Here is a 25,616-nt window from a genome sequence, read left to right on the forward strand (position 1 = left end):
TAAGCGCTGTGAGGCGTTGAGCTAACCGATACTAATTGCCCGTGAGGCTTGACCATATAACACCCAAACAATTTGCGTGTTGTACGGTGAAGACGTAACGAACCGAAAGTTCGTGTGAACCGCAAATACCTGTCACATACCCGAATCTGGATGAGCGTGTGCACGTGCCACGAGCGTCCATAAAGAATTGCTTGACGACCATAGAGCGTTGGAACCACCTGATCCCATCCCGAACTCAGTAGTGAAACGACGCATCGCCGATGGTAGTGTGGAGTTTCTCCATGTGAGAGTAGGTCATCGTCAAGCTCCTATCCCAAGACCCCTGGTCAGCATCGCTGGCCGGGGGTTTTGCTTATTGGTGTAAGCAACCCGAATTCGGATGAGCGCCAAGGCGAGCATCCAGCCGAATTGCTTGACGACCATAGAGCATTGGAACCACCTGATCCCATCCCGAACTCAGTAGTGAAACGATGCATCGCCGATGGTAGTGTGGAGTTTCTCCATGTGAGAGTAGGTCATCGTCAAGCTTCCAATTCCAAAGCCCCTGATCAGCGAGAGCTGGTCGGGGGTTTTGTTTTTGGGGCGGAAAAAGCCAATGCGGGAGCCCTATACAGGGCGAGTAACCCGAGACGGGTTATTCGTTGCGATGGCGGATAACGCTTGAGGCGTTATGCGCCCTACGACCGGTGTTTGCCGGAGGTCCGTGAGGGATGCGGTTCGCGGGCATGGCCCGCTCCTACAGGGGAGTAAGGGGTTTGGTCATGATGAGGGTGCGCTCTTCGCCGTGGAGTTGTTCGCGTACCACGCGATAGCCCAGGAGAGCGTAGAAGCTTTCAGCGGTGAGAGAAGAGGGGACCAGCAGGGTCTCTACGCCGCGCTGTAGGGCGGTTTTCTCTATTTGCCCCACAGGACTTGGCCGATGCCCTTGCGCTGCTGCTGTGGCGCTATGAAGAGGCTGCGCACGGTATTGCCATCCAGGGCACCTGTGCCGACGATCTCGCTCCCCAGCAAGGCAACGAACACCAGGCGTTGCTGCAGCAGCTCGATCACCCGTTCAGGCGTGAAGTTCGCCACCACCGATTCGATGACGCTCGCCGGGTAGTCCTGGCCGTTGCTTTCCCTGACGGCCGCGACGATGACCTGACTGATTGCCTTGGCGTCGCCGTTGTGGGCCTGTCTGATCGTCAATTCCATCTCTGCGCTCCCTGTTATCCGCCTGCTCATCCTGACGGGATTGGCAGCGCGAGGGTAGGGCGGAATCGCAGGCAACAAAAAAGGCGCCCTGGGGCGCCTTTCTTGCTTGGATCACCGATCAGCCGTTGTGGCGTTTCAGGACCAGGGTGGCGTTGGTGCCGCCGAAGCCGAAGCTGTTGCTCATGACGGTGTCGATCTTCGCGTTTTCGCGGGTCTCGCGCAGGATCGGCAGGTCAGCGACTTCCGGGTCCAGCTCGTCGATGTTTGCCGAACCGGCGATGAAGTTGCCTTCCATCATCAGCAGGCAGTAGATCGCTTCGTGAACGCCAGCGGCGCCCAGGGAGTGGCCGGACAAGCTCTTGGTGGAGCTGATGGCCGGGGCCTTGTCGCCGAACACTGCACGCACGCCGCGGATTTCAGCGACGTCGCCGACCGGGGTGGAAGTGCCGTGGGTGTTCAGGTAGTCGATCGGGGTATCCACGGTCGACAGGGCCTGCTGCATGCAGCGGATGGCGCCTTCGCCGCTCGGGGCAACCATGTCGTAGCCATCGGAAGTCGCACCGTAGCCAACGATTTCGGCGTAGATCTTGGCGCCACGCTTGAGGGCGTGTTCCAGCTCTTCGACCACGACCATGCCGCCGCCGCCGGCGATGACGAAACCGTCACGCTTGGCGTCGTAGGCGCGGGAGGCCTTTTCCGGGGTGTCGTTGTACTGGGTGGAGAGGGCGCCCATGGCGTCGAACAGGCAGCTCTGGCTCCAGTGTTCTTCCTCACCGCCGCCGGCGAAGACGACGTCCTGCTTGCCCAGCTGGATCTGCTCCATGGCCTGGCCGATGCAGTGCGCGCTGGTGGCGCAGGCCGAGGAGATGGAGTAGTTCACGCCCTTGATCTGGAAGGGAGTGGCCAGGCACGCGGAAACGGTGCTGCCCATGGTGCGGGTGACGCGGTATGGGCCGATGCGCTTGACGCCCTTCTCGCGCAGGGTGTCGATGGCTTCCATCTGGTTCAGGGTGGAAGCACCGCCGGAGCCGGCGATCAGGCCGGTGCGCGGGTTGGAGATCTGCTCGGGGGTGAGGCCGGAGTCCTTGATCGCCTGTTCCATTGCCAGGTAGGCATAAGCGGCGGCGTCGCCCATGAAGCGGAAGACCTTGCGGTCGATCAGCTCTTCCAGGTTCAGGTTGACCGAACCGGAAACGTGGCTGCGCAGGCCCATCTCGGCGTAGCTGGGGTTGTGGCGGATGCCAGCACGGCCTGCACGCAGGTTGGCGGAGACGGTGTCTTTGTCATTGCCCAGGCAGGAAACGATGCCCAGACCGGTGATCACGACGCGACGCATGCGGATACCCTTAGAAGCTGTCAGTGGAAGTGAACAGGCCGACGCGGAGGCCTTCGGCGCTGTAGATTTCGCGGCCATCGACGCTGACGGTGCCGTCGGCGATGGCCAGGATCAGCGAACGATTGATCGTACGCTTGATGTGAATGTTGTAGGTGACTTTCTTGGCGGTCGGCAGGACCTGGCCGAAGAACTTCACTTCGCCCGAACCCAGGGCGCGGCCACGGCCGGGGTTGCCCTGCCAGCCGAGGTGGAAGCCAACCAGCTGCCACATGGCGTCGAGGCCCAGGCAGCCGGGCATGACGGGGTCGCCCTCGAAGTGGCAGGCGAAGAACCACAGGTCCGGGTTGATATCCAGCTCGGCGACCAGTTCGCCCTTGCCATACTTGCCGCCGACATCACTGATGTGGGTGATGCGGTCGATCATCAGCATGTTCGGGGCGGGCAGTTGCGCATTACCCGGGCCGAAGAGCTCGCCGCGGCTGCAGCGCAGCAGGTCTTCTCGGGTGAAGGCGTTTTGTTTGGTCATGCGAGCTCCTCAAAAATCCTGGATAGCAGGCGTTGTTTGGCTTGTGCCTGCGGCGCCGCGTTCCGTTGTTCTTGTCACGGTGTCATGCGGCAGCCTAGTCATAGACTATTGCCTTTAAGTGAAAGTCACAGCAATCGGCGAACGCTTGTTCACTTTTCGCCGATGCCAGGTTTCCCCGTCGGGACGCAGGCCCCGGGCCGGTCCGCAGTTTGCGGGCAAGCGCTCCATCGATCAACGACCTGGAGCAACCCAGCGCTGCAGAATCCGCTGCAGCTCCGCGCGTTTGAACGGCTTGGCGAGGTAGTCGTTCATTCCTGCTTCAAGACACGCCTCGCGGTCGCCCTGCAGCGCGTTGGCGGTCAGGGCGATGATCGGTACCTGTTCGCCGCCCGGTTTCGCACGAATCTGCCGGGTGGCTTCGTAGCCGTTGAGCACCGGCAGGCGGCAATCCATCAGGATCGCCGCGAACTCGCCGCGCTCCGAGGTACGCACTGCCTGGGCGCCGTCACCCACCAGCGTGACGCGATAACCCAGGCTGCGCAACATAGCTTCTATGACCGTTTGATTCACCGGGTTGTCCTCCACCAGCAGCACGGACTGACCAGTGGCAAGGGCGTCGCCGCCGTTCGTCCCGTCGTCTGCGGCACTCTGACGCTCCCGGAAGGGCAGGGGGATCTCCAGGGTGAAGGTCGAGCCGCAACCTTCCTCGCTGACCGCACCCAGGGTGCCGCCCATCCGTTCGGCCAGGGTGCGCGCAATGGACAGCCCCAGTCCGGTGCCGCCGTAGCGCCGCGAGGTCGACGAATCGGCCTGCTGGAAGGCCTCGAACATGTGCTCCAGGCGCTCGCGGGAGATGCCGATGCCGCTGTCCTGCACCGAGCAGCTGAGCCACAGCACCTCGTCGTCCAGCGCCTGCCAGGTGGCTTCCAGGCGCACGCCGCCTTCCTCGGTGAACTTCAGGGCGTTGCCCAGCAGGTTGACGAGGATCTGCCGGATGCGCGTCGGGTCGCCCTGCACCTCGAGGTTGTCGAGGCCGTCCTGCACGTTCATTTCCAGTTCCAGGCCGCGTTGCTGGGCGCTGTGCTGGAAGACCTGGATCGAGCTCTGGATCAGCTCCAGCAGGTTGAACGGGATGCGCTCCAGTTCCAGCGCGCCGCGCTCGACGCGGGAGAAGTCGAGGATGTCGTTGATGACCTTGAGCAGGTGCTCGGTGGATTCGGTGGCCAGTGCGCTGTACTCGGCCTGTTCCTGGTTCAGCTCGGTGGTTTCCAGCAGCTGCAGCATGCCCAGCACGCCGTTCATCGGGGTGCGCAGCTCGTGGCTCATCATCGCCAGGAAATCGGACTTGGCGCGGTTGGCCTCTTCGGCCTCCTCCCGCGCCGCCACCAGTTGGGCGATGCTGCGCTCCTGCTCCAGGCTGGCTTGCTGCAGGCCACGGGCCAGGTTGTTGATGTGCCGGGCGAGGTCGCCGACTTCGCCGTCATCCGGCACCGGCAGGGTGGTGTGGTAGTCGCCGGTCTGGATCGCCTGCACGGCGCGGCCCATGGTATGGATCGGTGCGGCCAGGCGGCGGGCGAGGCGGCGCGCCAGCAGGTAGGTGAGGATCAGCGCGAACAGCGCGAGCAGGCTGGCCTTGAGGAGGATTTCCTGTTGCCGTTCGCTGAAGGCGTCGCTGGCCATCCCGACGACCACGCGGCCGAGGTAATCCCCGCTGGGCGGTGCGGCCGTCGGTAGCATGTCGTTGGAGCTCGCCAGGTCGCTGCCATTGAGGGCGATGTTCTCGCGCTGGATCGAGGCGTGGAAGATTTCCACCTTGGTGCTCGCCTGCGCGGGATCGGCGGCGTGCTCGACGTAGACGAGGATGTTGTCGCCGCGATCGCGCACTTCGATGAAGCGCACGTGGGCGGTGCTCAAGGTCGCCCGCAACAGGCTCTGCAGCACCGGCAGGTTGCCGGAGATCACTCCGTATTCCGCCGCCGGGGCGAGTTGGTTGGCGATCAGCTGGCCGGTGTGGTTGGACTCCAGGCGCAGGTCCTGCAGACGCGAATACGTGAAGTAGGCGGTCAGCAGCACAGTCAGCAGCAGCGCCGGGCCGAGGCTGATGGCCAGCATGCGCGTCTGGATGTTCCAGCTCTTGCGGGAACTCATGGTTTTTCTCCTTCGGCCAGGCGCTGCGCGAGTTCCGCGTCGCCTTGCAGGTCGATGCCGAGCGAGCGAGCCACCTGGCGGTTGCTCTGCACCTTGAAGCGTTCGGGGTAGAGGCTGCGGGGCCATTGCTCCGCCGGCTCGTCGAGCAGGGTGTCGAGGGTCTCCAGCCAGTCGCTCTGGTCGCTGTAGCTGCTGGCCAGGCTGCCGGCCTTGACGAAGGCGGCGGTGGGGCCGATCAGCGCCCGGTTCTCGGCGTAGGCGCTGAGGAGGATGCCCTTGATGGTCTGCGCGTTATAAAGCTGTTTGTCGTCCAGCCCGAGCAGCAGGTCACTGCGACCGAGCAGTTCTCGTAGCGGGCGGCTGTCTTCGGCGCGGGTTTGCAGCTCGCTGACCAGTTCGACGCCGAGTTGATCCGCGCTGCGCTGAAGCTCTTCCAGGAGAAATTCGCTGCTGGGGCCGATCAGCACGCCAATACGTTGCGGACGTGGGCTGAGTTGCAGCGCCAGTTGCAGCTGGCGTGCCGGTGGCGGGTCGCTCCATAGCAGGCTCAGGTGTGGCGGCTCGCGCTCGCCCAGCACTTGCCGGGCCTCGACGCGGCTGACCAGCAGGGTCAGTGCCGGCGGTGCATCGTCACTGGCCAGGCGCCAGTTCAGCGCGCCGCTGCCGAGCAGCAGCAGGCGGGTTTCGCCATCGAGACTGGCGGCGGGCGGCAGGTTCTCCGGGGATTCCAGCCGCACCTGGTCGTGCGGGCGGCGTTGCGCCAGGGCCTCGGCGAAGTCCTGCAGGGCCTGACTCTGTTCGGTGCTGACCAGCAGGATGTCACGGGCCTGGGCCGGTAGTGCGAACAGGCAGGCCAGCCCGAGGAGCAGGGCGCTGAGTAGGGTTCCGGGGCTCGTCCATGAGCGGCGGGCAGACATGCTAGAAGTCCACCTCGGCGCTGAAGTAGAGCAGGTGGCGACTGTCGTAGCGGTTTTCCGGCCAGGTCAGCGGTTCGTCGTCCAGCCGTTGCTGCAGCACGCCGGCCAGCTCCAGTGCGGCGCGACCCAGGGGAATGCGCTTGGCCACGCGCAGGTCGACGCGCTCGAAGCGGTGCTCGTTCAGTGCATCGTCGCCGTAGTAGAAGACCGAACTCGACCAGCCGCGCCCCCAGTCGCGCATCCAGCCGGCCGAGCCGCTGTTGCGCGCGGTAAGGCGCTGGTCATAACGGCTGCTGGCGTCGTAATCGACATAGGCGTAGGTCAGGCGCACGCGATCCTGCCTCGTCAGGCGCCAGTCGAGCTGGGACTCGGCGCCGCTGAAGCGGATGTCGTTGTCGTTGCTCGGTTCGAAGTCGGAGACCTTCAAGGGATCGCTGATCAGCCCGTGGATTTCGTCGTAGTAGGCTTTGATGTCGACCGCGAGCCCGAGTTCGTCGAACTGGCCGTTGTAGCCGATTTCCCGCGAGCGCATGCGCTCCTGGTCGAGATCGCCGGGGCCGTGGGCGCGGGCGAAGTAGTAGGCGCTGGACTGGCCGTAGACCGGTGCCGAGAGGTTGCGCACCCGGTAGCTCCAGTTCACGTCGTTCTCGTACATGTCCGGCGAGCGCACGGCCTCGGAGTACACCGCGCGCAGGCTGTGGCGCGGGGTGATCAGGTAGTTGAGGGCAAGGCGCGGGCTGACCGAGCTGCCGGAGAGCTGGTCGTCCTCCACCATTGCGCCGCCCTGTAGCAGCCAGTGCGGCGTCAGGTGCCACTCCAGCTGGCCGAACAGGCGCCAGATGTCGTTGTTCACCGTGCCGTCGAAGTAGGTTTCCGAGGTGGCCTGGTCGTGGCGGTAGCTCATGCCGCTGACCAGCCGCACGCCATCGGCGAGGCTCAGGGTGTCCTGGATTTCGAGGTCGTAGCGGGTTTCGCGGATGTTCTGGTTCACCTGCCCGCAGACCGGCAGGTAGGCACCGGCCGCCAGTTGCTGGACCACCTGCCGGGCCAGTGCCTGCTCGTGCGCGGTGCCACGGGGAATGCGCGGCAGCGTGTCGGCGAAGTTCTGCACGTACTTCGGATTCATATCCCACAACTGCGCAAGCTGCGGGCTGAAGGCGATCTGCGCCTCGCACGCGCCGAAGTCCTGCAGGCGCTCCCAGTGTTCGGCGTAACCCTGCACGTAGAGGCTGTGCTCGGGGTTGATGTCGAAGGTCCAGCGCAGGGAGCCGGCGTAGTCGCGGGCGGTCAGGTCGGAGTTGTCGTCGCCGGCGGCGATGTTGCCGAAGATCGGTTCGTAGTCGTAGGGGCGCTGGTTGCTGCCTTCCTTCGCCGCGAGCTGCCAGTCCAGGCTGTTGCGCAGGTCAAGGTTGTGGCTGGCCGTCAGGTTGAAGCGGCTCAGGCGGCGGCCGTCACGGTAGTCGCGGTCGAACTGGTCGTGGTCGAAGCCATCGTCTGCCTGCCCGGAGATTGACAGTCGGTAGTCGCCGGAGCGGTCATGGATGCCCTGGCTGGCGTACCAGTCGCGCACGCCGTTCTGCCCGGCGGTGTACTTCAGTCGCGTGCCCTGGCTGTCCGCCGGGTGGCGCGTGAGGATGTTGATCACGCCCATCAGTGCGTTGGCGCCGTAGCTCACGGCGTTGGGGCCACGGAAGACCTCGATGCGGTCGATGTCCTCGATGGCCACCGGGATGTCGCTCCAGTCCACCGTGGCCAGGCCCGGGCGGTATACCGAGCGGCCGTCCACCAGTACCTGCAGGCGCCGCGCCTCGGTGACGTTGGTGCCGTGGTAGTTCACCGTTGCCTGGTTGCCCGAGAGGTAGCCGACCATCATGCCCGGCACCAGGCGCATCAGTTCGGGAATGTCGCGGGCGCCGGAGGCCTTGATCAGGTCGCGGTCGAGCACCGTCATGCTGCCAGGGACTTCGGCGGGGGACTGTTTGAGCCGCGTCGCGGTCAGAATTTCAGGGACGTCGAGGCTGTCCACGAACAGGTCGCCCGCCACGGCCTCGCCCGCCAGCAGTGCGGCAAGCAGGGAAAGCGGCAGGGGAGCGCGGACGGGACGATGCACGGAACGACCTTGTTCTCGGTTCTTATGGGTTCGGTCAATGTCTACGGCTAGACGTTTTCCACAGGACGGATGTTAAACGAGGCAGCGCTGATTGCCAGTCCTGCGATCCGGACTGGCCGGTCGCCGATGCGGCCTTATAATGGCCCAATCGCCGCCCCTAAGCGGTCACCAATGGAACAGACATGACACAGCAGCAACCGATCGCCGTCCTCGGTGGTGGCAGTTTCGGCACCGCCTTCGCCAATCTGCTGGCAGAAAACGGACAGCGCGTTCGCCAGTGGATGCGCGACGAGGAACAGGCCGAGGCGATCCGCACCCGCCGCGAGAACCCCAATTACCTCAAGGGCGTGCGCATCCATGACGGCGTGGAGCCGACCACCGACCTCGCCGCGACCCTGGCCGAGTGCGAGATGATTTTCGTCGCGGTGCCTTCCAGCGCCCTGCGCAAGGTGCTCGACGGCCGCAGCGAGGAGCTGGCGGGCAAGATGCTGGTGAGCCTGACCAAGGGCATCGAAGCGCAGAGCTTCAAGCTGATGAGCCAGGTGCTCGAAGAGATCGCGCCGAAATCCCGCATCGCGGTGATCTCCGGCCCGAACCTGGCGCGCGAGATCGCCGAGCATGAGCTGACCGCCACCGTGGTCGCCAGCGAGGATGACGACCTCTGCGCCCAGGTGCAGGATGCACTGCACGGGCGCACCTTCCGCGTCTACGCCAGTGGCGACCGCTTCGGCGTCGAACTGGGCGGCGCGCTGAAGAACGTCTACGCCATCATTGCCGGCATGGCCGCTGCGCTGGGCATGGGCGAGAACACCAAGGGCATGCTGATCACCCGCGCCCTGGCGGAGATGACCCGCTTCGCCGTCCAGCTCGGCGCCAACCCCATGACCTTCCTCGGCCTGGCCGGCGTGGGCGACCTGATCGTCACCTGTTCGTCACCCAAGAGCCGTAACTATCAGGTGGGCTTCGCCCTGGGCGAAGGCCTCACCCTGGAAGACGCCGTGGCGCGCATGGGCGAGACTGCCGAGGGCGTGAACACCCTCAAGGTGCTCAAGGCCAAGGCCGACGAGCTGCAGGTCTACATGCCGCTGGTGGCCGGCCTCAACGCCATCCTGTTCGGCGGCCGCACCCTGGAACAGGTCATCGGCGCGTTGATGAGCGGCGAGCCGAAGACCGACGTCGACTTCATTCCCACCACCGGTTTCTGAGGAGGTATCACCATGTCTGCGGAACGTCAGCCCTCTGACCGTCTGGAGAAAGAATCCCTGGTCCTGCGCGTCGTCTGGATGCTGGTCTTCGCGCTGGTCTGGTTCGTCGCCGAGATGATCCTCGGCGCCGTGGTGATCATCCAGCTGGTCTACCGCATCATCTACGGCGCGCCCAGCGGCAGCCTGATGGGCTTCGGTGACAGCCTGAGCCAGTACTTCGCGCAGATCGGCCGCTTCGGCACCTTCCAGACTGAAGAGAAACCCTGGCCGTTCGCCGACTGGCCGACCGCCCATACGCCCGAAGGCGAGGCCCCGCATGATGTGCCGCCGGCGCCGCACCCGGTGCGCGACGAGGAGCCCAAGCTTTGAAGCTCTGGCTGCTCCGTCATGGTGAAGCCGAACCCCAGGCCCGCCGCGACTCCGAGCGCCGGCTGACGGCACATGGTGTCAAGGAAGTGCTGAAAAGTGCTGCCCAGCTCGCCGGCCAGCCGCTGGACGGCATCCTCGCCAGCCCCTATGTGCGCGCCCAGGAAACCGCCGAACTGGTCCGCGAGGCACTGGGTTTCGAGGGTTCCGTCGGCACCGCGCCCTGGCTGACCCCCGACGATGATCCGAAGGACGTGCTGCGCTTCCTCGACGGCCGCAACGAGCAGAACCTGCTGCTGGTCACCCACCAGCCGCTGGTGGGCGCGCTGGCCGGCCTGCTGGTGCATGGCAGCCGCAGCGACGCCGTGCCGTTCAGCACCGCCACCCTGGCGGAGCTGGAAGGCGAGGTGCCGGTAGCGGGGCTGATGGAGCTGGTGTCGCTGCACCATCCGCGGCATTCCTGAGGCAGACAAGTCTCCGCGAAAGGCCCCGCAAGGGGCCTTTTGCATTTCCGACGCCGGTAAATCGTGCCCGGATGTTTCCACGCAGGGCCCGTCGCAGAGCGTCTGGAGCCCATCCTTCGGCTAAATCCTACAAAAGTTCACACGACCAGCCTTGTCTGCCGCTGCGCTGCGTGGAATATTCAACCAAGCAAGTGCTTGGTTGATCCATCGCTATATCCCTGAGCTACACCTCTGACAACAAGAACAAAGGAGGGGCACGTGGTTAAAGCAGTCCGATTACCACTCGACCTGTTCTATCAGCGCGAGAAGAGCCACCCGAACAAACGCTACCTGGTGCAGCCGCTGACCGGCGGCGAAGTGCAGACCCTGACCTGGGGCGAAGTGGGCGAGCAGGCCCGCCGCGCCGCCGCCTGGCTGCGCAGCCTGGACCTGCCCGAAGGCAGCCGGGTGGCGATCATTTCGAAGAACTGTGCGCACTGGATAGTCGCCGACATCGCCATCTGGATGGCCGGCCACGTCTCGGTGCCGCTGTATCCCAACCTCACCGCCGATTCCGTGCGCCAGGTGATGACTCACTCCGAAGCGCGGGTGGCCTTCATCGGCAAGCTCGACGACTGGCCGGCGATGAAGGACGGCATTCCCGAGGGCGTGCCGACCGTCGCATTGCCGCTGCATCCGCAGGGCCACTTCGACCAGCAGTGGAGCGACCTGCAGCAGCTGGCGCCGATCAGCGACGATCCGCGCCCGGACGCCGCGACGCTGGCGACCCTCATCTACACCTCCGGCACCACCGGCACGCCCAAGGGCGTGATGCACACCTTCGGCAATTTCGCCTTCGCCGCCAGCCATGCCATCGACCTGTTCGGCGTCGGCGAGGAGGACCGCCTGCTGTCCTACCTGCCGCTGTGCCACGTGGCCGAGCGCATGTTCGTGCAGATGGCGTCGATCTATGCCGGGCAGACGATCTTCTTCGCCGAAAGCCTGGACACCTTCGTCGCCGACATGCGCCGCGCGCGGCCCACGGTGTTCTTCGGCGTGCCGCGCATCTGGACCAAGTTCCAGATGGGCGTCTACTCGCAGATGCCGGCGCAGAAGCTCGACCGCCTGTTGCGCCTGCCCATCGTCGGCCGTCTGGTGGGCCGCAAGGTGCTCGCCGGCCTTGGCCTGGACGCCGTGCGCTTCGCCCTGTGCGGGGCTGCGCCGGTGCCCGAGGCGCTGCTGGGCTGGTACCAGCGTCTGGGCCTGAACGTGCTCGAGGTCTACGGCATGACCGAGAACTGCGGTTATTCCCACGTCTGCCGGCCGGGTGAGCAGCGGGTCGGCTGGATCGGCCGCAACAGCCCCGGCGTGGAAGTGCGCATCAGCGACGAAGGCGAGGTGCAGGTACGCAGCGGCGCGACCATGGTCGGCTACTTCAAGGACCCGGAGCGCACCGCCGAGACCATCACCGAAGACGGCTTCCTGCGCACCGGCGACAAGGGCGAGCAGGACGCCGAAGGCCACCTGCGCCTGACTGGCCGCATCAAGGAAATCTTCAAGACCGCCAAGGGCAAGTACGTCGCTCCGGCGCCCATCGAAAACCGCCTGGCCGTGCATTCGCGGATCGAGCAGATCTGCGTGGTCGGCGACGGCCTGATCGCCCCGCTGGGCCTCTGCGTGCTCTCCGAAGTAGGCCGCCAGGAAGCCGCCAACGGCTCGCGCAGCCAGCTGGAGCAGAGCCTGCAGGAGCTGCTGACGGAAGTGAATGAAGCGCTGGACAAGCACGAGCGCCTGGCCGGGCTGGTGCTGGTCAAGGACGTCTGGACCGTGGACAACGGCTTCCTCACGCCGACCCTGAAGATCAAGCGCAACGTGGTGGAAGGGACCTACGGCAAGCGCTTCAATGAATGGGCGGAGCGCCGCGAGGCGGTGCAATGGCATGAATGACAGAAGGAATGCGGAATGACCTGGCGCACCACGCCCGACCTGGAAAAGCTCAACGCGAACCTGAAGAACACCATCGGTGAAGTGCTCGACATCCGTTTCGAGGCGTTCGACGACGACTCGCTGACCGCCAGCATGGTGGTGGATTCGCGCACCCACCAGCCCTACGGCCTGCTGCACGGTGGCGCCTCGGTGGTGCTGGCGGAAACCGTCGGCTCCACCGCCAGCTACCTGTGCCTGGACAACAGCAAGTACTACTGCGTGGGCCTGGAAGTGAACGCCAACCACCTGCGCGGGCTGCGCAGCGGACGGGTGACGGCGGTGGCCAAGGCGGTGCATATCGGCCGCTCGACCCACGTCTGGGAAATCCGCCTGCATGGAGATGACGGCAAGCCGAGCTGCATCTCGCGGCTGACCATGGCGGTGGTGCCGCTGGAGCGCTGAACCAGTTCCAATCTGCGGCCTGTCCCTGGATGGGACCGTAGGATGGCGTGGAGCGAAGCGATACCCATCGATTCCTGCATCAGCAGCATGGGTATCGCCTAGGCTCCACCCATCCTACAAGGGCGCTCCCTGCGATTGTAGGAGCGCCGCCCGGCGCCCTCGCAATTTTGTCCAAGACCCGCCGTTCCCGCGCCGGTACAGTAGGCCCATGGAACGCATCGAACACCACAGCAGCGGCCTGCCCGGCGTCCGTTTCATCGACGCCGAGTACCGCCGTTTCGCCTTTCCCCGGCATTTTCATCTCGACTACCACGTCGGGCTGATGCTGGACGGCTGCCAGCGCTACACGCATCGCGGTGAACGCTCGCTGGCCGGGAATGGCGACATCCTGCTGATGAGCCCCGAAAGCATCCACGACGGTTCCAGCGAAGGCGAGGACGGCTACCGCATCCGCGTGCTGTCCATCGACCCGCAATGGCTGGACGACGCCTGCCGCGCCTTCAGCGATGGCCGCCAGGGCGCGCCGCGCCTGACTGCCGCGCAACTGCGCGATCCACTGCTGCAAGTCGAGCTGCAACGCGCACACTCCCTGATGCTCGGCGGCGAGCGGCTGGCACAGGAAGGCCAGCTCTGGCAGGCGCTGGCCGCGCTGCTGGAGCGCGCCTCCAGCCTGCGCATCCGCGAGCCGGGGCAGGGCTTCGACGCCGTGACCTGGGCGCGCCTTCGCGAGTGGCTGGAATCGCGCCTGGAAACCCCGCCGACTCTGGAAGAGATCGCCGGGTTCTGCGACCTCAGCCCCTGGCAGGTACTGCGCCGCTTCCGCCACCAGTGCGGATTGCCGCCGCACCAGTGGCTGACCCAGCTGCGCCTGGAACGTGCGCTGCCGCGGGTGATCAAGGGCCAGCCGCTGTCGGAGATCGCCCTGAGCCTGGGCTTCTATGACCAGGCACACTTCAGCCGCCTGTTCCGCCGTACCTACGGATTGCCGCCCGCGCGACTACGCCAGCGCTGATCCGCCCTAAAAAATCCCGTTTCATTCCCACTGGAGAATCCCGCCATGCAGGAGGTTCACGTCTTGCTCATGCTTACCGCCGTGTTCGCGGTCGCCCTGGTCAGCCCCGGCCCGGACGTCGCGCTGGTGGTGCGCACCTCGCTGCACCAGGGCCGCCGCGCCGGGGTGCTCAGCGCCCTCGGGCTGGCCTGCGGCATCCTGGTCCACGGCACCCTGGTGCTGACCGGCGTGTCGTTGCTGCTCAGCCGCTCACCGCTGCTGTTCAGCGCGCTGCAACTGGTGGGCGCGGCCTACCTCGGCTGGCTCGGTGTCGGCGCACTGCGCGCATTGCGCAAGCCGGGCGGGGCAGGGCGCATCGACGGCGAGTTGTCCGCGTCGAGGCTCGGCCCCTGGCTACGTGGGCTGGCGACCAACCTGTTCAACCCCAAGGCACTGGTGTTCTTCCTTGCGCTGCTCAGCAGCCTGATCCCGGTGGACATGTCGGCGCCTGGCAAGGTCGCGGTGGCGGTGATGCTGTTCGGCACCGGTTTCGTCTGGTTCAGCCTGCTCAGCGTGATCCTCACCCGACCGTTGTGGCAGCGGCGCCTGCTGCGCGCGGTGCCGGTGATCGACGGCGCCTGCGGACTGGTGTTCCTGCTGGTGGCGGGCGGCATCCTGTTCAGCGTGGTGAGCCACGCGACGCATTGGGTTTGAGGGCTGTCGGCGGAAAACGCGTGCCGCGTTATGCGCCCTACGAGAACTCCATCGTAGGGCGCATAACTTGGAATAAGTTATCCGCCGTAAAAGGGAGAGATCAGGGCAAATCCGCCGGAGCGCCATGGAGTTTGGCCGTAGTGCCGTCATTCGCGGGAGCGCGGGTCATTGCCGCGCCCCCGGTGCTGTCGGAAAATTCAGGCTGTCATTCCCCTGAGTTCACGCAGCATGTCGCAAGCGGTCTTCTTCGCCCACGCCAATGGCTTCCCCTCGGGGACCTACGGCAAGTTGTTCGATGCCCTGGAGCCGGATTACCGGGTCCATCGGCTGGACATGCACGGCCATGACCCGCGCTTCCCGGTGAACGCCAACTGGGAAAACCTGGTGGAAGAGCTGCTGCATCACCTCGAGGCGCTGGACGAGCCCGTGTGGGGCGTCGGCCATTCCCTCGGCGGCGTGCTGCATTACCACGCGGCGCTGCGCAAACCCGAGCTGTACCGCGGCGTGGTGATGCTCGACTCGCCCTTGCTGACGCTGGCCGACCAGCTGGTGATCCGCGTCGCCAAGCGCTTCGGCTTCATCGACCGGCTGACGCCCGCCGGCCGCACCCTCGGCCGCCGCGAGGACTTCGACGATTTTGCCGAGGCGCTGGAATACTTCGCCGGCAAGCCGCTGTTCAAGCGCTTCGACCGCGACTGCCTGGAGGCCTACGTGCGCCACGGGCTGGCGCCGGTCGACGCGCGGGGCCTGCGGCTGAAGTTCGACCCGGCCACGGAAATCTCCATCTACCGCAACGTGCCGCATACCGCGCCCGGCCGCGCCAAACAGCTGGCCGTGCCGCTGACCATGGTGCGCGGGCGCCACAGCCGCGTGGTGCTGCCGCACCATGCCCGCCTGATCGGCCGCATCCCCATGGGCGAGAGCCTGTCGCTGCCGGGCGGCCACATGTTCCCGCTGGAGCGCCCGCAGGACACCGCCGCGCTGCTCAAGACCGTCTTCGCCCGCTGGCAACAGCGCGCCAACGCCTAAGGAATCGCCATGACCGCCAAAGTCCAGGAAATTCGCCTGAACCTGCCGCACATCGAACTGGCCGCACACCTCTTCGGCCCGGAAGACGGCCGTCCGGTGATCGCCCTGCACGGCTGGCTGGACAACGCCATGAGCTTCGCCCGCCTGGCGCCCAAGCTCGAGGGCGTGCGCATCCTCGCCCTGGACTTCGCTGGCCACGGCCATTCCGGCCACCGTGCGCCGGGGGCCAGTTACCTGCTGTGGGACTACGCGCTGGACGTACTGATGGTGGCCGACCAGATGGGCTGGGAGCGTTTCTCCCTGCTCGGGCATTCCATGGGCGCCATCGTCTCGGTGCTGCTGGCCGGCGCCATGCCCGAACGCGTCGAGCGCCTGGCGCTGATCGACGGCCTGGTGCCCTATACCGGCGAACCTGAGACTTCGCCGCAGAAGCTCGGCGAAGCCCTGCGCGCCCAGCTCGCCCTGCCGAACAAGCGCAAGCCGGTCTACGAAGCCATCGACCGCGCGGTGGAAGCGCGCATGAAAGGTGTCGGCGCGGTAAGCCGAGAAGCGGCGGAGCTGCTGGCATCCCGTGGCCTGGTGCCGGTACCCGGTGGCTACACCTGGCGCACCGATGCACGCCTGACCCTGCCGTCGCCGCTGCGCCTGACCCGCGCCCATGCGCGACAATTCGTCCACTCCGTGCAATGCCCGACCAGCCTCGTGCTGGCGCAGCAGGGCCTCATGCTGGTCGAGCCTGCCACCCGCGAGCTGCTGAAAGACAGGCCCTTTGCGGTCCACGAGCTGCCCGGCCAGCACCACCTGCACCTGGATGACGAGGCGGGTGCCGAAGCCGTCGCGGCGATCTTCCGACCCTTCCTGCAGGCCTGAGGGAAACACCCCGTAGCGCCCTGCGGCTTGACTAAAGCGGGGCCGGCCGCGACGCTGCACGGATCGCTTCAGGGAGATTGTGCATGCTCGACATCCAGACCGCCGCGCGCCAGAGGCCGGAAAACCCTCACTTCGTCAGGACCGACGCGCACCGGATGTCACGGCTGCTCCGCACGCTGCTCGCCGGTGGACTGCTCGGTATCGCCAGCCTCGCCAGCGCCGCTGACCTGCCCGATAGCCACGACCTGGAAATACTCCCGCGCTTCCCGCGCTCGGAGATCGTCGACTTCAACCAGACCGCCAGCCAGGAACGCATCTACCCGCAGGGCTCGATCAGCCGCATCAGCGGGCGCCTGCGCATGGAAGGGGAGGTGCGCGCCATCGGCGACCTGACCGCCGTGACCTATCGCCTGCCCGACGAGGATTCCAGCCAGAGCGCCTTCGCCGCCGCGCGCAAGGACCTGCTCAAGGCCGACGCTACGCCGCTGTTCTGGTGCGAGAGCCGTGACTGCGGCTCCAGCAACCTGCTGGCCAACTCGGTGTTCGGCAACTCCAAACTGTTCGGTCCGGACGACCAGCAGGCCTACCTGCTGGTGCGCCTCGCCGCGCCCCACGAGAACAGCCTGCTGGCGGTCTACACCATTACCCGTGGCAACCGCCGCGCCTACCTGCATGCCGAACAGCTGGACAGCACCGCCGCCCTCGGCGAACTGCTGCCCAGCCCCGCGACTCTGATGCGCCTGCTCAAGGCCAACGGCGAGCTGACCCTCAGCCACGTGCCGCAGGAGCCGGGCGGCGCCTGGCTCGACCTGCTGGTGCGCACCTTGCGCCTGGACACCGGCGTGCGCGTCGAGCTGGCCGGCCAGCACGCTGGTGACTGGCGTGCCGCGCTCACCGCCCAGGGCGTACGCGATGCGCGCCTGGAGCAGGGCAAGGATGACGGTGACGGCCTGCACCTGACCTGGCTGCGCTGATTTTCCGGAACTGATTCTCCAGGCTGAATATCCTACGTTGAGAGCGGAAACGCCCTACACTGGGGCTTTCGAGCCAACCGGGGTTTCCAATGTTCGACAACGATCGCCTGTTGCTGCGCCTGCTGTTGCTCGGCCTGCTGGGCGCGAGTATCTGGGTACTGCTGCCGTTCTGGTCGGCGCTGTTCTGGGCCGCCGTGCTGGCCTTCGCCAGTTGGCCGCTGATGCGTCTGCTGACGCAGTTGCTGGGCGGTCGCCAGGCCTCTGCGGCGGGCCTGCTGACCATCGGCTGGATCGTCCTGGTGGCGCTGCCGCTGGTGTGGCTGGGCTTTGGCCTGGTCGACCGGGTGCGCGAAGGCGTCGAGCTGGTGAAGAACCTGCAGGTGTCCGGCCTGCCGCCGCCGCCGGAGTGGATGGCGCGGGTGCCGCTGATCGGCGACCGGCTGATCGGCTGGTGGTACCAGGCCGACCAGCAGGGCGTGGCGATGTTCTCCGCGCTCAAACCGTACATGGGCGAGGTCGGCAACTGGGCCCTGGCGCGTAGCGCCAAGCTGGGCGCGGGCATCTTCGAACTGGTGCTGAGCCTGGTGCTGATCTTCTTCTTCTATCGCGACGGCCTGCGCCTGCAAGCCTTTGCCCATGGTGTGCTGGAGCGCCTGATCGGGCCTGCCGCGCAGCAGTACATGGACATCATCGCCGGCACCGTACAGCGGGTTGTCAACGGCGTGATTGGCACCGCCGCGGCCCAGGCCGTGCTGGCCACCATCGGCTTCTTCATTGCCGGCGTTCCCGGCGCCTTTCTGCTCGGCCTGCTGACCTTCGTCTGCAGCCTGCTGATGGTGCCGCCGCTGGTGTGGGGCCCGGCGGTGATCTGGCTGTTCTACCAGGAGAGCTACGGCTACGCGGTGTTCATGGCGATCTGGGGCTTCTTCGTGATCAGCGGCGTGGACAACATCCTCAAGCCCTACCTGATCAGCCGCGGCGGCAACCTGCCGCTGGTGGTGGTGCTGCTGGGCGTGCTCGGCGGGCTGCTCAGCTTTGGCTTCATCGGCCTGTTCCTCGGTCCGGTGCTGCTGGCGGTGGTCTACAACCTGGTCAGCGCGTGGGTGGCCAGCTCGCAGCGGCCTCCGCCGCCGCCGGTGGTTTGATACTTCGGCGCGAGAGATTGCCCTCACCCTAACCCTCTCCCGGAGGGAGAGGGGACCGGTTGGTGCGCTTTGCAAGATGGGAGCTCGCCGGCTGACTTCTTAGAAGAGCCCCTGCGCCGAGCGGCTCCCTCTCCCTCTGGAGCGGGGCGCGCAGCCAGGGCTGGGGTGAGGGTGTCAGCAGACGCACCGAAGTTCACAGCAACGTAGCGCGGATAACCCGGAACGGGTTATCCGCCGCCATGGCGGATAACGCCTGGGGCGTCATGTGCCCTACGTGATTCAGACGTGCTCGCTCTTCACCTGCACCAGCTTGTCCCGCCCGGCGCCCAGGCCGAAGACGATCCCCGCCACTGTCACCACCACGAAGATCACCCCGGTCGCTGCCCAGCCGCCGGTGGCGTCGTGCACCACACCGACCAGGAAGGGCCCGCAGGCCGCCAGGGTGTAGCCCACGCCCTGGGCCATGCCGGAGAGGTTGGAGGCGACGTGGGAGTCCGGCGAGCGCAGCACGATCAGCGCCAGTGCGATGCTGAAGGTGCCGCCCTGGCCGAGGCCGAGCACCACCGCCCAGCCCCAGATGCCCGAGAGCGGGGCGAACAGCAGGCCGAGCAGGCCGGCCAGGGTCAGGCCCATGACGATCACCACGGCGATGCGCTGGTCCTTGCCACGGGTGGCCAGCCAGGGCGCGGCGAGGGCGCTGAACAGCTGCACCATCACCGAGCCGGAGAGCACCAGCCCGGCTTCCACCGCGCTCAGGCCTCGGTCGATGAGGATCGACGGCACCCAGCCGAAGACGATGTAGGCCAGCGACGATTGCAGGCCCATGTACAGCGTCACCTGCCAGGCCAACGGGTCGCGCCACAACCCCTTCACCTTGTACACCGCGCGGTGGGCGTGGTGGTTCTGGCGGGTCTGCGGCAGCCAGATCGCCGCGGCGACCACGGCCGGGATCGCCCAGAACGCCAGCGCCAGTTGCCAGCTATTGTCCATCAGCGTCGCCAGCGGCACGGTGGAGCCGGCCGCAGTAGCGGCGCCCAGGCACAGCGCCATGGTGTAGACGCCGGTCATGGTCCCGGCGATGTGCGGGAAGTCGCGCTTGACGATGCCCGGCAGCAGCACGCCGATGATGCCGATGCTGGCGCCGGCCACCAGGCTGCCGAGGAACAGCCCGGCCACCGGGAACAGGCTGCGCAGGACGATGCCGCCGGCCAGGGTGAAGAGGATCAGCAGTACGGTTCGTTCGGCGCCCAGGCGTCGCGCGAGCATCGGCGCCAGCGGCGCGAACAGGCCCAGGCAGAGCACCGGCAGGGTGGTCAGCAGGCCCGCAGCGGCGGCGGACAGGCCGGTGCCGTCTCGCACGGTGTTGAGCAGCGGCGACAGGCTGGAAAGCGCCGGGCGCAGGTTGATCGCCACCAGCACCAGGCCGAGCAGCAACAGCCAGGTGCGCTGCGGGCGCGGCGCGGCTTTCACGCCGTCGTCCTCGGCGTCGATCAGCAGTTCTTCGGGCGGGCAGGACACCTTGTGCTCGGTGTCTTTCGGGTCATTGGGCAAGGACATGGTGGGCATTCCAGGGCAGCAAGGCAGAAGAAAGCATTCAGAGTCAGATCAGCAGCGCGCGGTTCGCTTTTGCGGCTGCGTCCGCGTCACCACGGGCGATGGCATCCACCAGTTCGCGGTGCAGATCGAAGCCCGGTTGCGGCCGGCTCGGGTCACCGATGGTGCGCTCCAGGCCGGCGCGGATCACCTGGGAGAAGTAGCGGTACAGCTCGCTGAGCACCGGGTTGTGGGCGCTGTCCACCACGCGCTGGTGGAAGGCCAGGTCGTGGGCGATGTATTCATCCAGAGCACCACCGTGATGAACGGCAGAGCGCTCCAGCGCCTCACGCAGTGCGGCGAGGTCGGCTTCGGTGCGGCGCCCGGCGGCCAGCCGGCTGGCTTCCACTTCGATGACGCCGCGCGCCTCCAGTGCCTGCTCCACCGAGCTGCGGGCCAGCACCAGCATGGTTTCCAGCGGGTTGGCGCGGGCGCGCACATAGGTGCCGTCGCCCTGGCGCACTTCCAGCACGCCGGAGAAGGTCAGCACGCGGACCGCTTCGCGCACGGTATTGCGGCTGATACCCAGGGATTCGGCCAGTTCGGGCTCTGGCGGCAGACGTTGGCCCAATGGCCAGGTGCCGTCGTCGATGCGCAGATGGATCTGCTCGAGGGCGATGTCCACCAGCGAGCGCTTCTGAATGGGGCTTGGCATTGAAACATCCAATCATCGGATGAATTTTAAGAGGCCAAGATTAGGACAGTTCCGTGTTGGCTGGCAATGCGGGGAGAAGAGAAGGCCGCCGGAGCGGGGGCGCTCCGGCGGTGGGCATCGACGCGGATCAGGCGGCGATGTTCACCAGGCTGCCACTGGTCGCCTGGAGGGCGGTGACTTCGCTGCTCTGGTACTGCTTGAGCAGGTTGGCCACCAGCTTCTGGTAGGCGGCGCCCGTGTTGGCGCTGGTCGAGGAGGCGCTGGAGGCGGTGGTCGTCGAGCTGTCCGACGCACTGCTGGAGGAGTCGTCGGACGAGTTGCTGGAGGCCGAAGCCGGCGGGGGCGGCGGCGGGCCGTCGGGGCGTTGGGCCTGCAGCGCGCTGGAAAGCTCGTCGCTGCTGATCGAGCCGCTGCCGTCGGCGTCGAGCTGGCTGAACAGTTCGCTCAGGCGCTCGCTGTCGTCGTCGCTGCTGCCCAGGGCGGAGAGCTCGTCGCTGCTGATGCTGCCATCGCCATCGCTGTCCAGGGCGCTGATCAGGTCTTCTGCGGAGTCGCCCATGCCCATGCCTCCCATGTCGCCGGGTGGTGGGGGGGGAGGAGGCATGGCGGCGGCCAGTTCGTCCTGGGAGATGCCACCGCTGCTGTCGCTGTCCAGCTCGCTGAGCAGGGCGTCGATGTCGATGTCGCTGCTGTCCGAGTCATCGCTGGAGGCCAGCGCGCTGGTCAGTTCGTCCTTGCTGATGCTGCCGTCGCCATCGCTGTCGATGGACTTGAACAGGTCTTCCTGGAATTTCGCCGCGCCCTGGGAACCGCCAGTGCTACCGCTCTGCGTCGCGGTGGTGCTGCTGGCGGTCTGGGTCCGGGCGAGCGAGCTGGTGTAGTAGCTCGCATAGCTGCTGCTCACGCCGCTGATCATGGGAGAGTCTCCGTGGTTGCCGAAGCGGAGGGTTCTCCGCTGATGACAGCCTCGGGCGCGCCTGTGTCGCGGGTTTGTGCGCTTTGTTTGCGGGTCGCTACACGGCGTTACGTGGCTGCGCTTCTGGGCAGGCGCAGCACGGCGGTGGCGCCGCCGCCGGGGGTTTCCTCGAAGGTCAGGTCGCCGCCCTGGCGCCGCGCGGCATCGCGGGCGATGGACAGTCCCAGGCCGACGCCGCCGGAATTGCGGTTGCGCGAGCCTTCCAGGCGGAAGAACGGCTCGAACACCTGCTCGCGCAGCTCTGAGGGGATGCCCGGGCCGTGGTCGCGGACGCGGATTTCCACTTCGCGGGTGCCGTCGCGCAGCTCGATGCTGACATCACCGGCGTAGCGCAGGGCGTTGTCCAGCAGGTTGTTCAGGCATGAGCGCAGTGCCATCGGCTGGACCTTGAGCGGCGCGCAGAAGCCTTCCACGCCGACATCGGCGCCGCGCTCACAGGCGTCCTCGGCCAGCGAATCGGCCAGGGCCTTCACGTCGAACCACTGCAGCGGTTCGGTGGCGCGCTCCTGCTGCAGGTAGTGCAGGGTAGAGTCGAGCATGCCGATCATCTCGGCCAGGTCCTGGCCGATGCGGGTGCGCAGCTGCGGGTTGTCGATTTCCTCGACGCGCAGGCGCAGCCGCGACAGTGGGGTGCGCAGGTCATGGGACACCGCCACCAGCATGCGGCTGCGCTGCTGCACCTGTTCGCGGATACGTTCGCGCATGCGGTTGAAGGCGTGGGCGGCCTGGCGCGCTTCGCGCGGGCCGGTTTCCGGCAGCGGCGGGCTGTCCAGGTCTTCGGAGAGGCGCAGCGCGGCGTCGCCCATGCGCTGCACCGGGCGGGCGAGCAGGCGGGCGCCGATGCCGGCGGCGAGGATCAGGGCCAGCAGCTGGAAGGCGAACGGCGCGCTCCAGAACGGCAGGCGCGGCGGCGGGGGAGGCGGCGGGCGAAAACCCTCGGGGCCCGGCGCGAAACCTTGCGGCGGCGGACCCCGCTCGAAGCCCTGCCCTGGCGGCGGGGGCGGCGGCATGTCGGGCCGGTGCGGGCCGTAATGGTGGAACCAGGCGAAGGCCAGCAGGTGCGCGACCACGATGGCCAGCAGGAACACCCCGAACAGCCGGGCGAACAGGCTATCGGCGCGCTCCAGGGGTTTTTCCTTCGCGCGCTCGGGCGCGGACTCAGGCGATATCGCGGACATCGAACAGGTACCCTTCGCCACGCACGGTCTTGATCAGCCGGGGCGAGCGCGGATCGTCGCCGAGCTTCTGCCGCAGGCGCGAGACCAGCAGGTCGATGCTGCGGTCGAAGGCCTCGATGGTGCGGCCCCGGGCCGCGTCCAGCAGCAGTTCGCGGTTGAGCACCCGCCGTGGGCGTTCGAGGAACACCCAGAGCAGGCGGAATTCAGCGTTGGACAGCGGCACCACCAGGCCATCGGGCGCATGCAGCTGGCGCAGCACACTGTCCAGGCGCCACTGGTCGAAGCGCACCTGGGCGCGCGGTTCGCCGCGGGTGCCTTCCTCGCTGGTGAGGCTGGTGCCGCGCACACGACGCAGGATGGTCTGGATGCGCGCTACCAGTTCCCGCGGCTCGAAGGGCTTGGCCATGTAGTCGTCGGCGCCCAGTTCCAGGCCGATGATGCGGTCCGCCGGTTCGCAGCGGGCGGTGAGCATGAGGATCGGGATGTCCGACTCGGCCCGCAGGTAGCGGCACAGGGACAGGCCGTCTTCGCCGGGCAGCATCAGGTCCAGTACCACCACGTCGAAGCTTTCGTTCTCCAGCGCGCGGCGCATTTCGACGCCGTCGGCGACGCCGTGGGTTTCGATGTTGAAGCGCGCGAGGTAGCCGCAGAGCAGTTCGCGGATCGGCTCGTCGTCATCCACCAGCAGGGCACGGGTAGTCCAGCGGCGTGGGTCGTCGGTAGTGGTCGGGTACATGAAGAAACCTGTCGCGGGAAAACGTGGGGCAGGATGGCCAGGGGCCGCCAGGGGCATGCGACGCGCGCATGCTAACCCGTCATCGCGTGCGCGGGCCATGGTCGGCGAGGCTGCGGTGTGCGGGTGTCGCCAGCGTGTCCGCTCTGTATCGGGCCTGATACAAAGCCTTCCGGTCACCGCGCCAGAGCGGTTTTTTACGCTTTCTTTATGCCGCCCGCCGGGGCTGGGAATCGCTCCTTTACGCGCCGCTTGCGGAAAATTTCCGTCAGGCGGCATCGGCCGCCCAAGCGATGGAGTCGCCCGCGTGAGGAGAAAGCAATCATGAGCGTGCTCGACGGTGTGTCACTGGTCCTGGCCACGGGACTGTTCATCTACCTGCTGGTGGCGCTGCTGCGCGCCGACCGTTCCTAGGAGACGTCATGAACAGTCATGACCTGTTGCTGATCGTCGCCTTCCTGGCGCTGGTGCTGGTGCCGGCACCGTTCCTCGGGCGCTTCTACTACAAGGTGATGGAGGGACAGCGCACCTTCCTCAGCCCCCTGTTCCTGCCGGTGGAGCGGGCGATCTACCGCGCGTGCGGCATCCGTCCCGAAGACGAACAGGACTGGAAGAGCTACACCCTGGCCCTGCTGGCGTTCAACCTGGTGGGGCTGGTGCTGCTGTTCGCCATCCTCGTGCTGCAGGGGCTGCTGCCGCTCAACCCGCAGAACCTGCTGGGCCTGGAATGGACGCTGGCGTTCAACACCGCGGTGAGTTTCGTCACCAACACCAACTGGCAGGCCTATAGCGGCGAAGCTTCGCTGAGCTACCTGAGCCAGATGCTCGGCCTGACCGTGCAGAACTTCGTCAGCGCCGCCGTCGGCCTGGCCGTGCTGGTGGCGCTGGCCCGAGGCATCTCGCGCAAGTCGACGAACAACCTCGGCAACTTCTGGGTCGACCTGACCCGCGCCACCCTCTACGGGCTGATCCCGCTGTGCCTGCTGCTGGCGCTGCTGCTGGTCTGGCAGGGCGTGCCGCAGACCTTCCTCGACTATGCCCACGCGCTGACCGTGCAGGGCGCCGACCAGTCCATCCCGCTGGGACCGGCGGCCAGCCAGATCGCCATCAAGCAGCTGGGCACCAACGGCGGCGGCTTCTTCGGCGTGAACTCGGCGCACCCGTTCGAGAACCCGACCATCTGGAGCAACCTGTTCGAGGTCGTCTCCATCATCCTGATACCGGCCGCGCTGGTGTTCACCTTCGGCCACTACGTGAAGGACCTGCGCCAGAGCCGCGCCATCCTCGGTTGCATGCTGGTGCTGTTCGCCCTGGGCCTGGGCGTGACGCTGTGGGCCGAGTACCAGCCCAACCCGGCGCTCAGCGCGCTGCCGGTGGAGCAGGTCGCTCCGCTGGAGGGCAAGGAGAGCCGCTTCGGCACCACCGCCAGCGTGCTCTGGGCGGTGACCACCACGGCGGCCTCCAACGGCTCGGTGAACGCCATGCATGACAGCCTCAACCCGCTGTCGGGCATGGTCGCAATGCTCAACATGATGGTCGGCGAAGTGATCTTCGGCGGCGTCGGTGCGGGCCTCTACGGCATGTTGCTGTTCGTCCTGGTGGCGGTGTTCCTCGCCGGGCTGATGGTCGGCCGCACCCCGGAATACCTCGGCAAGAAGCTCGAGGCCCGTGAAGTGCGCCTGCTGGTGGCGACCCTGCTGGTGATGCCGGTCGGCGTACTGGTGCTCGGCGCCATCGCCGCCAGCCTGCCCGGCCCGGCCTCGGCGGTGAGCAACCCCGGCGCCCACGGCTTCAGCCAACTGCTCTACGCCTACACCTCGGGCACCGCGAACAACGGTTCGGCCTTCGGTGGCTTCGGCGCCAACACCCCGTTCCACAACCTGATGATCGCCCTGGCCATGCTGATCGGCCGCTTCGGCTACATCCTCCCGGTGATGGCGATTGCCGGCAGCCTGGCGGCGAAGAAGGCCACCCCGGTCGGCCCCAACAGCTTCCCGACCCACGGCCTGCTGTTCGTCAGCCTGCTGACCGCCACCATCCTGCTGGTGGGTGGCCTGAACTTCCTGCCGACGCTGGTGCTGGGCCCAGTGGCCGATCACCTGACGCTTGGCTTCTGAGGAGCCGC

24 protein-coding genes and 2 rRNA genes are annotated in these 25,616 nt (G+C 66.7%); 15 read left to right on the forward strand and 11 right to left on the reverse strand.

What is annotated here, in order from left to right; genetic code table 11:
• Positions 1-190: 190 nt before the first annotated feature.
• Together rrf (IB273_RS00005) and rrf (IB273_RS00010) are read left to right on the forward strand one after the other, a co-directional pair.
• Positions 191-306, forward strand: a 5S ribosomal RNA gene (gene rrf / locus IB273_RS00005).
• A 105-nt stretch (positions 307-411) separates the two neighbouring features.
• Positions 412-527: ribosomal RNA gene (gene rrf / locus IB273_RS00010) — 5S ribosomal RNA — on the forward strand.
• Positions 528-894: 367 nt separating this feature from the next.
• On the opposite strand, the gene IB273_RS00015 is transcribed toward rrf (IB273_RS00010), so the two are convergent.
• From IB273_RS00015 to IB273_RS00040, 6 genes are all read right to left on the reverse strand, one after another.
• Positions 895-1,194, reverse strand: a complete 300-nt coding sequence (locus tag IB273_RS00015) for a GNAT family N-acetyltransferase (RefSeq protein ID WP_412548051.1) — start codon at positions 1,192-1,194, stop codon at positions 895-897.
• Positions 1,195-1,312: 118 nt separating this feature from the next.
• Positions 1,313-2,530, reverse strand: coding sequence for a beta-ketoacyl-ACP synthase I (gene fabB, locus IB273_RS00020; protein WP_045208787.1), 1,218 nt, complete (start codon positions 2,528-2,530; stop codon positions 1,313-1,315).
• Positions 2,531-2,540: 10 nt separating this feature from the next.
• Positions 2,541-3,056 carry a 3-hydroxyacyl-[acyl-carrier-protein] dehydratase FabA gene (gene fabA / locus IB273_RS00025; RefSeq protein ID WP_017517389.1) on the reverse strand — a complete coding sequence of 172 codons (516 nt, stop codon included), beginning with the start codon at positions 3,054-3,056 and terminating at the stop codon, positions 2,541-2,543.
• Positions 3,057-3,287: 231 nt separating this feature from the next.
• Complete coding sequence (locus IB273_RS00030) at positions 3,288-5,204, reverse strand: ATP-binding protein (RefSeq protein ID WP_081519155.1); 1,917 nt, start codon at positions 5,202-5,204, stop codon at positions 3,288-3,290.
• Positions 5,201-6,121: an ABC transporter substrate-binding protein gene (locus IB273_RS00035; RefSeq protein WP_192222903.1), complete on the reverse strand. Its 921-nt coding sequence runs from the start codon at positions 6,119-6,121 to the stop codon at positions 5,201-5,203. The genes IB273_RS00030 and IB273_RS00035 overlap by 4 nt, the downstream gene beginning before the upstream one ends.
• Before the next feature lies 1 nt (position 6,122).
• Positions 6,123-8,231 carry a TonB-dependent receptor plug domain-containing protein gene (locus IB273_RS00040; RefSeq protein WP_318652458.1) on the reverse strand — a complete coding sequence of 703 codons (2,109 nt, stop codon included), beginning with the start codon at positions 8,229-8,231 and terminating at the stop codon, positions 6,123-6,125.
• 182 nt (positions 8,232-8,413) lie between these two features.
• On the opposite strand from IB273_RS00040, the gene IB273_RS00045 reads away from it, so the two are divergent.
• From IB273_RS00045 to IB273_RS00095, 11 genes are all read left to right on the forward strand, one after another.
• On the forward strand, positions 8,414-9,436 hold the full coding sequence (locus IB273_RS00045) for an NAD(P)H-dependent glycerol-3-phosphate dehydrogenase (protein ID WP_081519157.1): 1,023 nt from the start codon (positions 8,414-8,416) through the stop codon (positions 9,434-9,436).
• 12 nt (positions 9,437-9,448) lie between these two features.
• Positions 9,449-9,805, forward strand: a complete 357-nt coding sequence (locus IB273_RS00050) for a DUF4389 domain-containing protein (protein ID WP_192222904.1) — start codon at positions 9,449-9,451, stop codon at positions 9,803-9,805.
• The gene (gene sixA / locus IB273_RS00055; protein ID WP_151186492.1) at positions 9,802-10,266 is read left to right on the forward strand and encodes a phosphohistidine phosphatase SixA; all 465 of its coding nucleotides are present in this window, start codon (positions 9,802-9,804) and stop codon (positions 10,264-10,266) included. The genes IB273_RS00050 and sixA overlap by 4 nt, the downstream gene beginning before the upstream one ends.
• A 258-nt stretch (positions 10,267-10,524) precedes the next feature.
• Complete coding sequence (locus IB273_RS00060) at positions 10,525-12,192, forward strand: AMP-binding protein (RefSeq protein ID WP_081519160.1); 1,668 nt, start codon at positions 10,525-10,527, stop codon at positions 12,190-12,192.
• 15 nt (positions 12,193-12,207) lie between these two features.
• Entirely contained in the window at positions 12,208-12,633 is a 426-nt protein-coding gene (locus IB273_RS00065) for a hotdog fold thioesterase (protein ID WP_081519161.1), read from the forward strand.
• Between the two features lie 208 nt (positions 12,634-12,841).
• Positions 12,842-13,645 (forward strand): AraC family transcriptional regulator, encoded by an 804-nt coding sequence (locus IB273_RS00070; protein WP_192222905.1) that lies wholly within the window; start codon positions 12,842-12,844, stop codon positions 13,643-13,645.
• A 45-nt stretch (positions 13,646-13,690) separates the two neighbouring features.
• Positions 13,691-14,338 (forward strand): LysE family translocator, encoded by a 648-nt coding sequence (locus tag IB273_RS00075; protein WP_192222906.1) that lies wholly within the window; start codon positions 13,691-13,693, stop codon positions 14,336-14,338.
• Positions 14,339-14,566: 228 nt separating this feature from the next.
• Positions 14,567-15,367 (forward strand): alpha/beta fold hydrolase, encoded by an 801-nt coding sequence (locus IB273_RS00080; protein ID WP_138216440.1) that lies wholly within the window; start codon positions 14,567-14,569, stop codon positions 15,365-15,367.
• Positions 15,368-15,376: 9 nt separating this feature from the next.
• Positions 15,377-16,237, forward strand: coding sequence for an alpha/beta fold hydrolase (locus IB273_RS00085; protein ID WP_192222907.1), 861 nt, complete (start codon positions 15,377-15,379; stop codon positions 16,235-16,237).
• Between the two features lie 155 nt (positions 16,238-16,392).
• Complete coding sequence (locus tag IB273_RS00090) at positions 16,393-17,211, forward strand: DUF4892 domain-containing protein (protein ID WP_192223780.1); 819 nt, start codon at positions 16,393-16,395, stop codon at positions 17,209-17,211.
• An 89-nt stretch (positions 17,212-17,300) separates the two neighbouring features.
• On the forward strand, positions 17,301-18,356 hold the full coding sequence (locus tag IB273_RS00095; RefSeq protein ID WP_081519166.1) for an AI-2E family transporter: 1,056 nt from the start codon (positions 17,301-17,303) through the stop codon (positions 18,354-18,356).
• Positions 18,357-18,635: 279 nt separating this feature from the next.
• On the opposite strand, the gene IB273_RS00100 is transcribed toward IB273_RS00095, so the two are convergent.
• The 5 genes from IB273_RS00100 to IB273_RS00120 all read right to left on the reverse strand — a co-directional run bounded on the left by IB273_RS00100 (position 18,636) and on the right by IB273_RS00120 (position 23,494).
• A complete protein-coding gene (locus IB273_RS00100; RefSeq protein ID WP_081519167.1) occupies positions 18,636-19,913 on the reverse strand; it encodes a CynX/NimT family MFS transporter in 1,278 nt (425 codons plus the stop codon).
• Positions 19,914-19,956: 43 nt separating this feature from the next.
• Positions 19,957-20,604: a FadR/GntR family transcriptional regulator gene (locus IB273_RS00105; RefSeq protein WP_192222908.1), complete on the reverse strand. Its 648-nt coding sequence runs from the start codon at positions 20,602-20,604 to the stop codon at positions 19,957-19,959.
• A 127-nt stretch (positions 20,605-20,731) separates the two neighbouring features.
• Positions 20,732-21,520, reverse strand: coding sequence for an EF-hand domain-containing protein (gene xopAW, locus IB273_RS00110; RefSeq protein ID WP_192222909.1), 789 nt, complete (start codon positions 21,518-21,520; stop codon positions 20,732-20,734).
• Between the two features lie 107 nt (positions 21,521-21,627).
• Positions 21,628-22,758: a sensor histidine kinase gene (locus tag IB273_RS00115; protein WP_151186502.1), complete on the reverse strand. Its 1,131-nt coding sequence runs from the start codon at positions 22,756-22,758 to the stop codon at positions 21,628-21,630.
• The gene (locus IB273_RS00120; protein ID WP_138216433.1) at positions 22,739-23,494 is read right to left on the reverse strand and encodes a response regulator; all 756 of its coding nucleotides are present in this window, start codon (positions 23,492-23,494) and stop codon (positions 22,739-22,741) included. The genes IB273_RS00115 and IB273_RS00120 overlap by 20 nt, the downstream gene beginning before the upstream one ends.
• Positions 23,495-23,815: 321 nt before the next feature.
• Here IB273_RS00120 and kdpF point away from each other — a divergent pair, with 321 nt between their 5' ends.
• Together kdpF and kdpA are read left to right on the forward strand one after the other, a co-directional pair.
• Positions 23,816-23,905 carry a K(+)-transporting ATPase subunit F gene (kdpF, locus tag IB273_RS00125; protein ID WP_009618573.1) on the forward strand — a complete coding sequence of 30 codons (90 nt, stop codon included), beginning with the start codon at positions 23,816-23,818 and terminating at the stop codon, positions 23,903-23,905.
• 8 nt (positions 23,906-23,913) lie between these two features.
• Positions 23,914-25,608, forward strand: a complete 1,695-nt coding sequence (gene kdpA / locus IB273_RS00130) for a potassium-transporting ATPase subunit KdpA (protein ID WP_192222910.1) — start codon at positions 23,914-23,916, stop codon at positions 25,606-25,608.
• Positions 25,609-25,616: the final 8 nt, after the last annotated feature.

The organism is Pseudomonas sp. PDM19, assembly GCF_014852215.1.
Taxonomy (GTDB): Bacteria; Pseudomonadota; Gammaproteobacteria; order Pseudomonadales; family Pseudomonadaceae; genus Pseudomonas.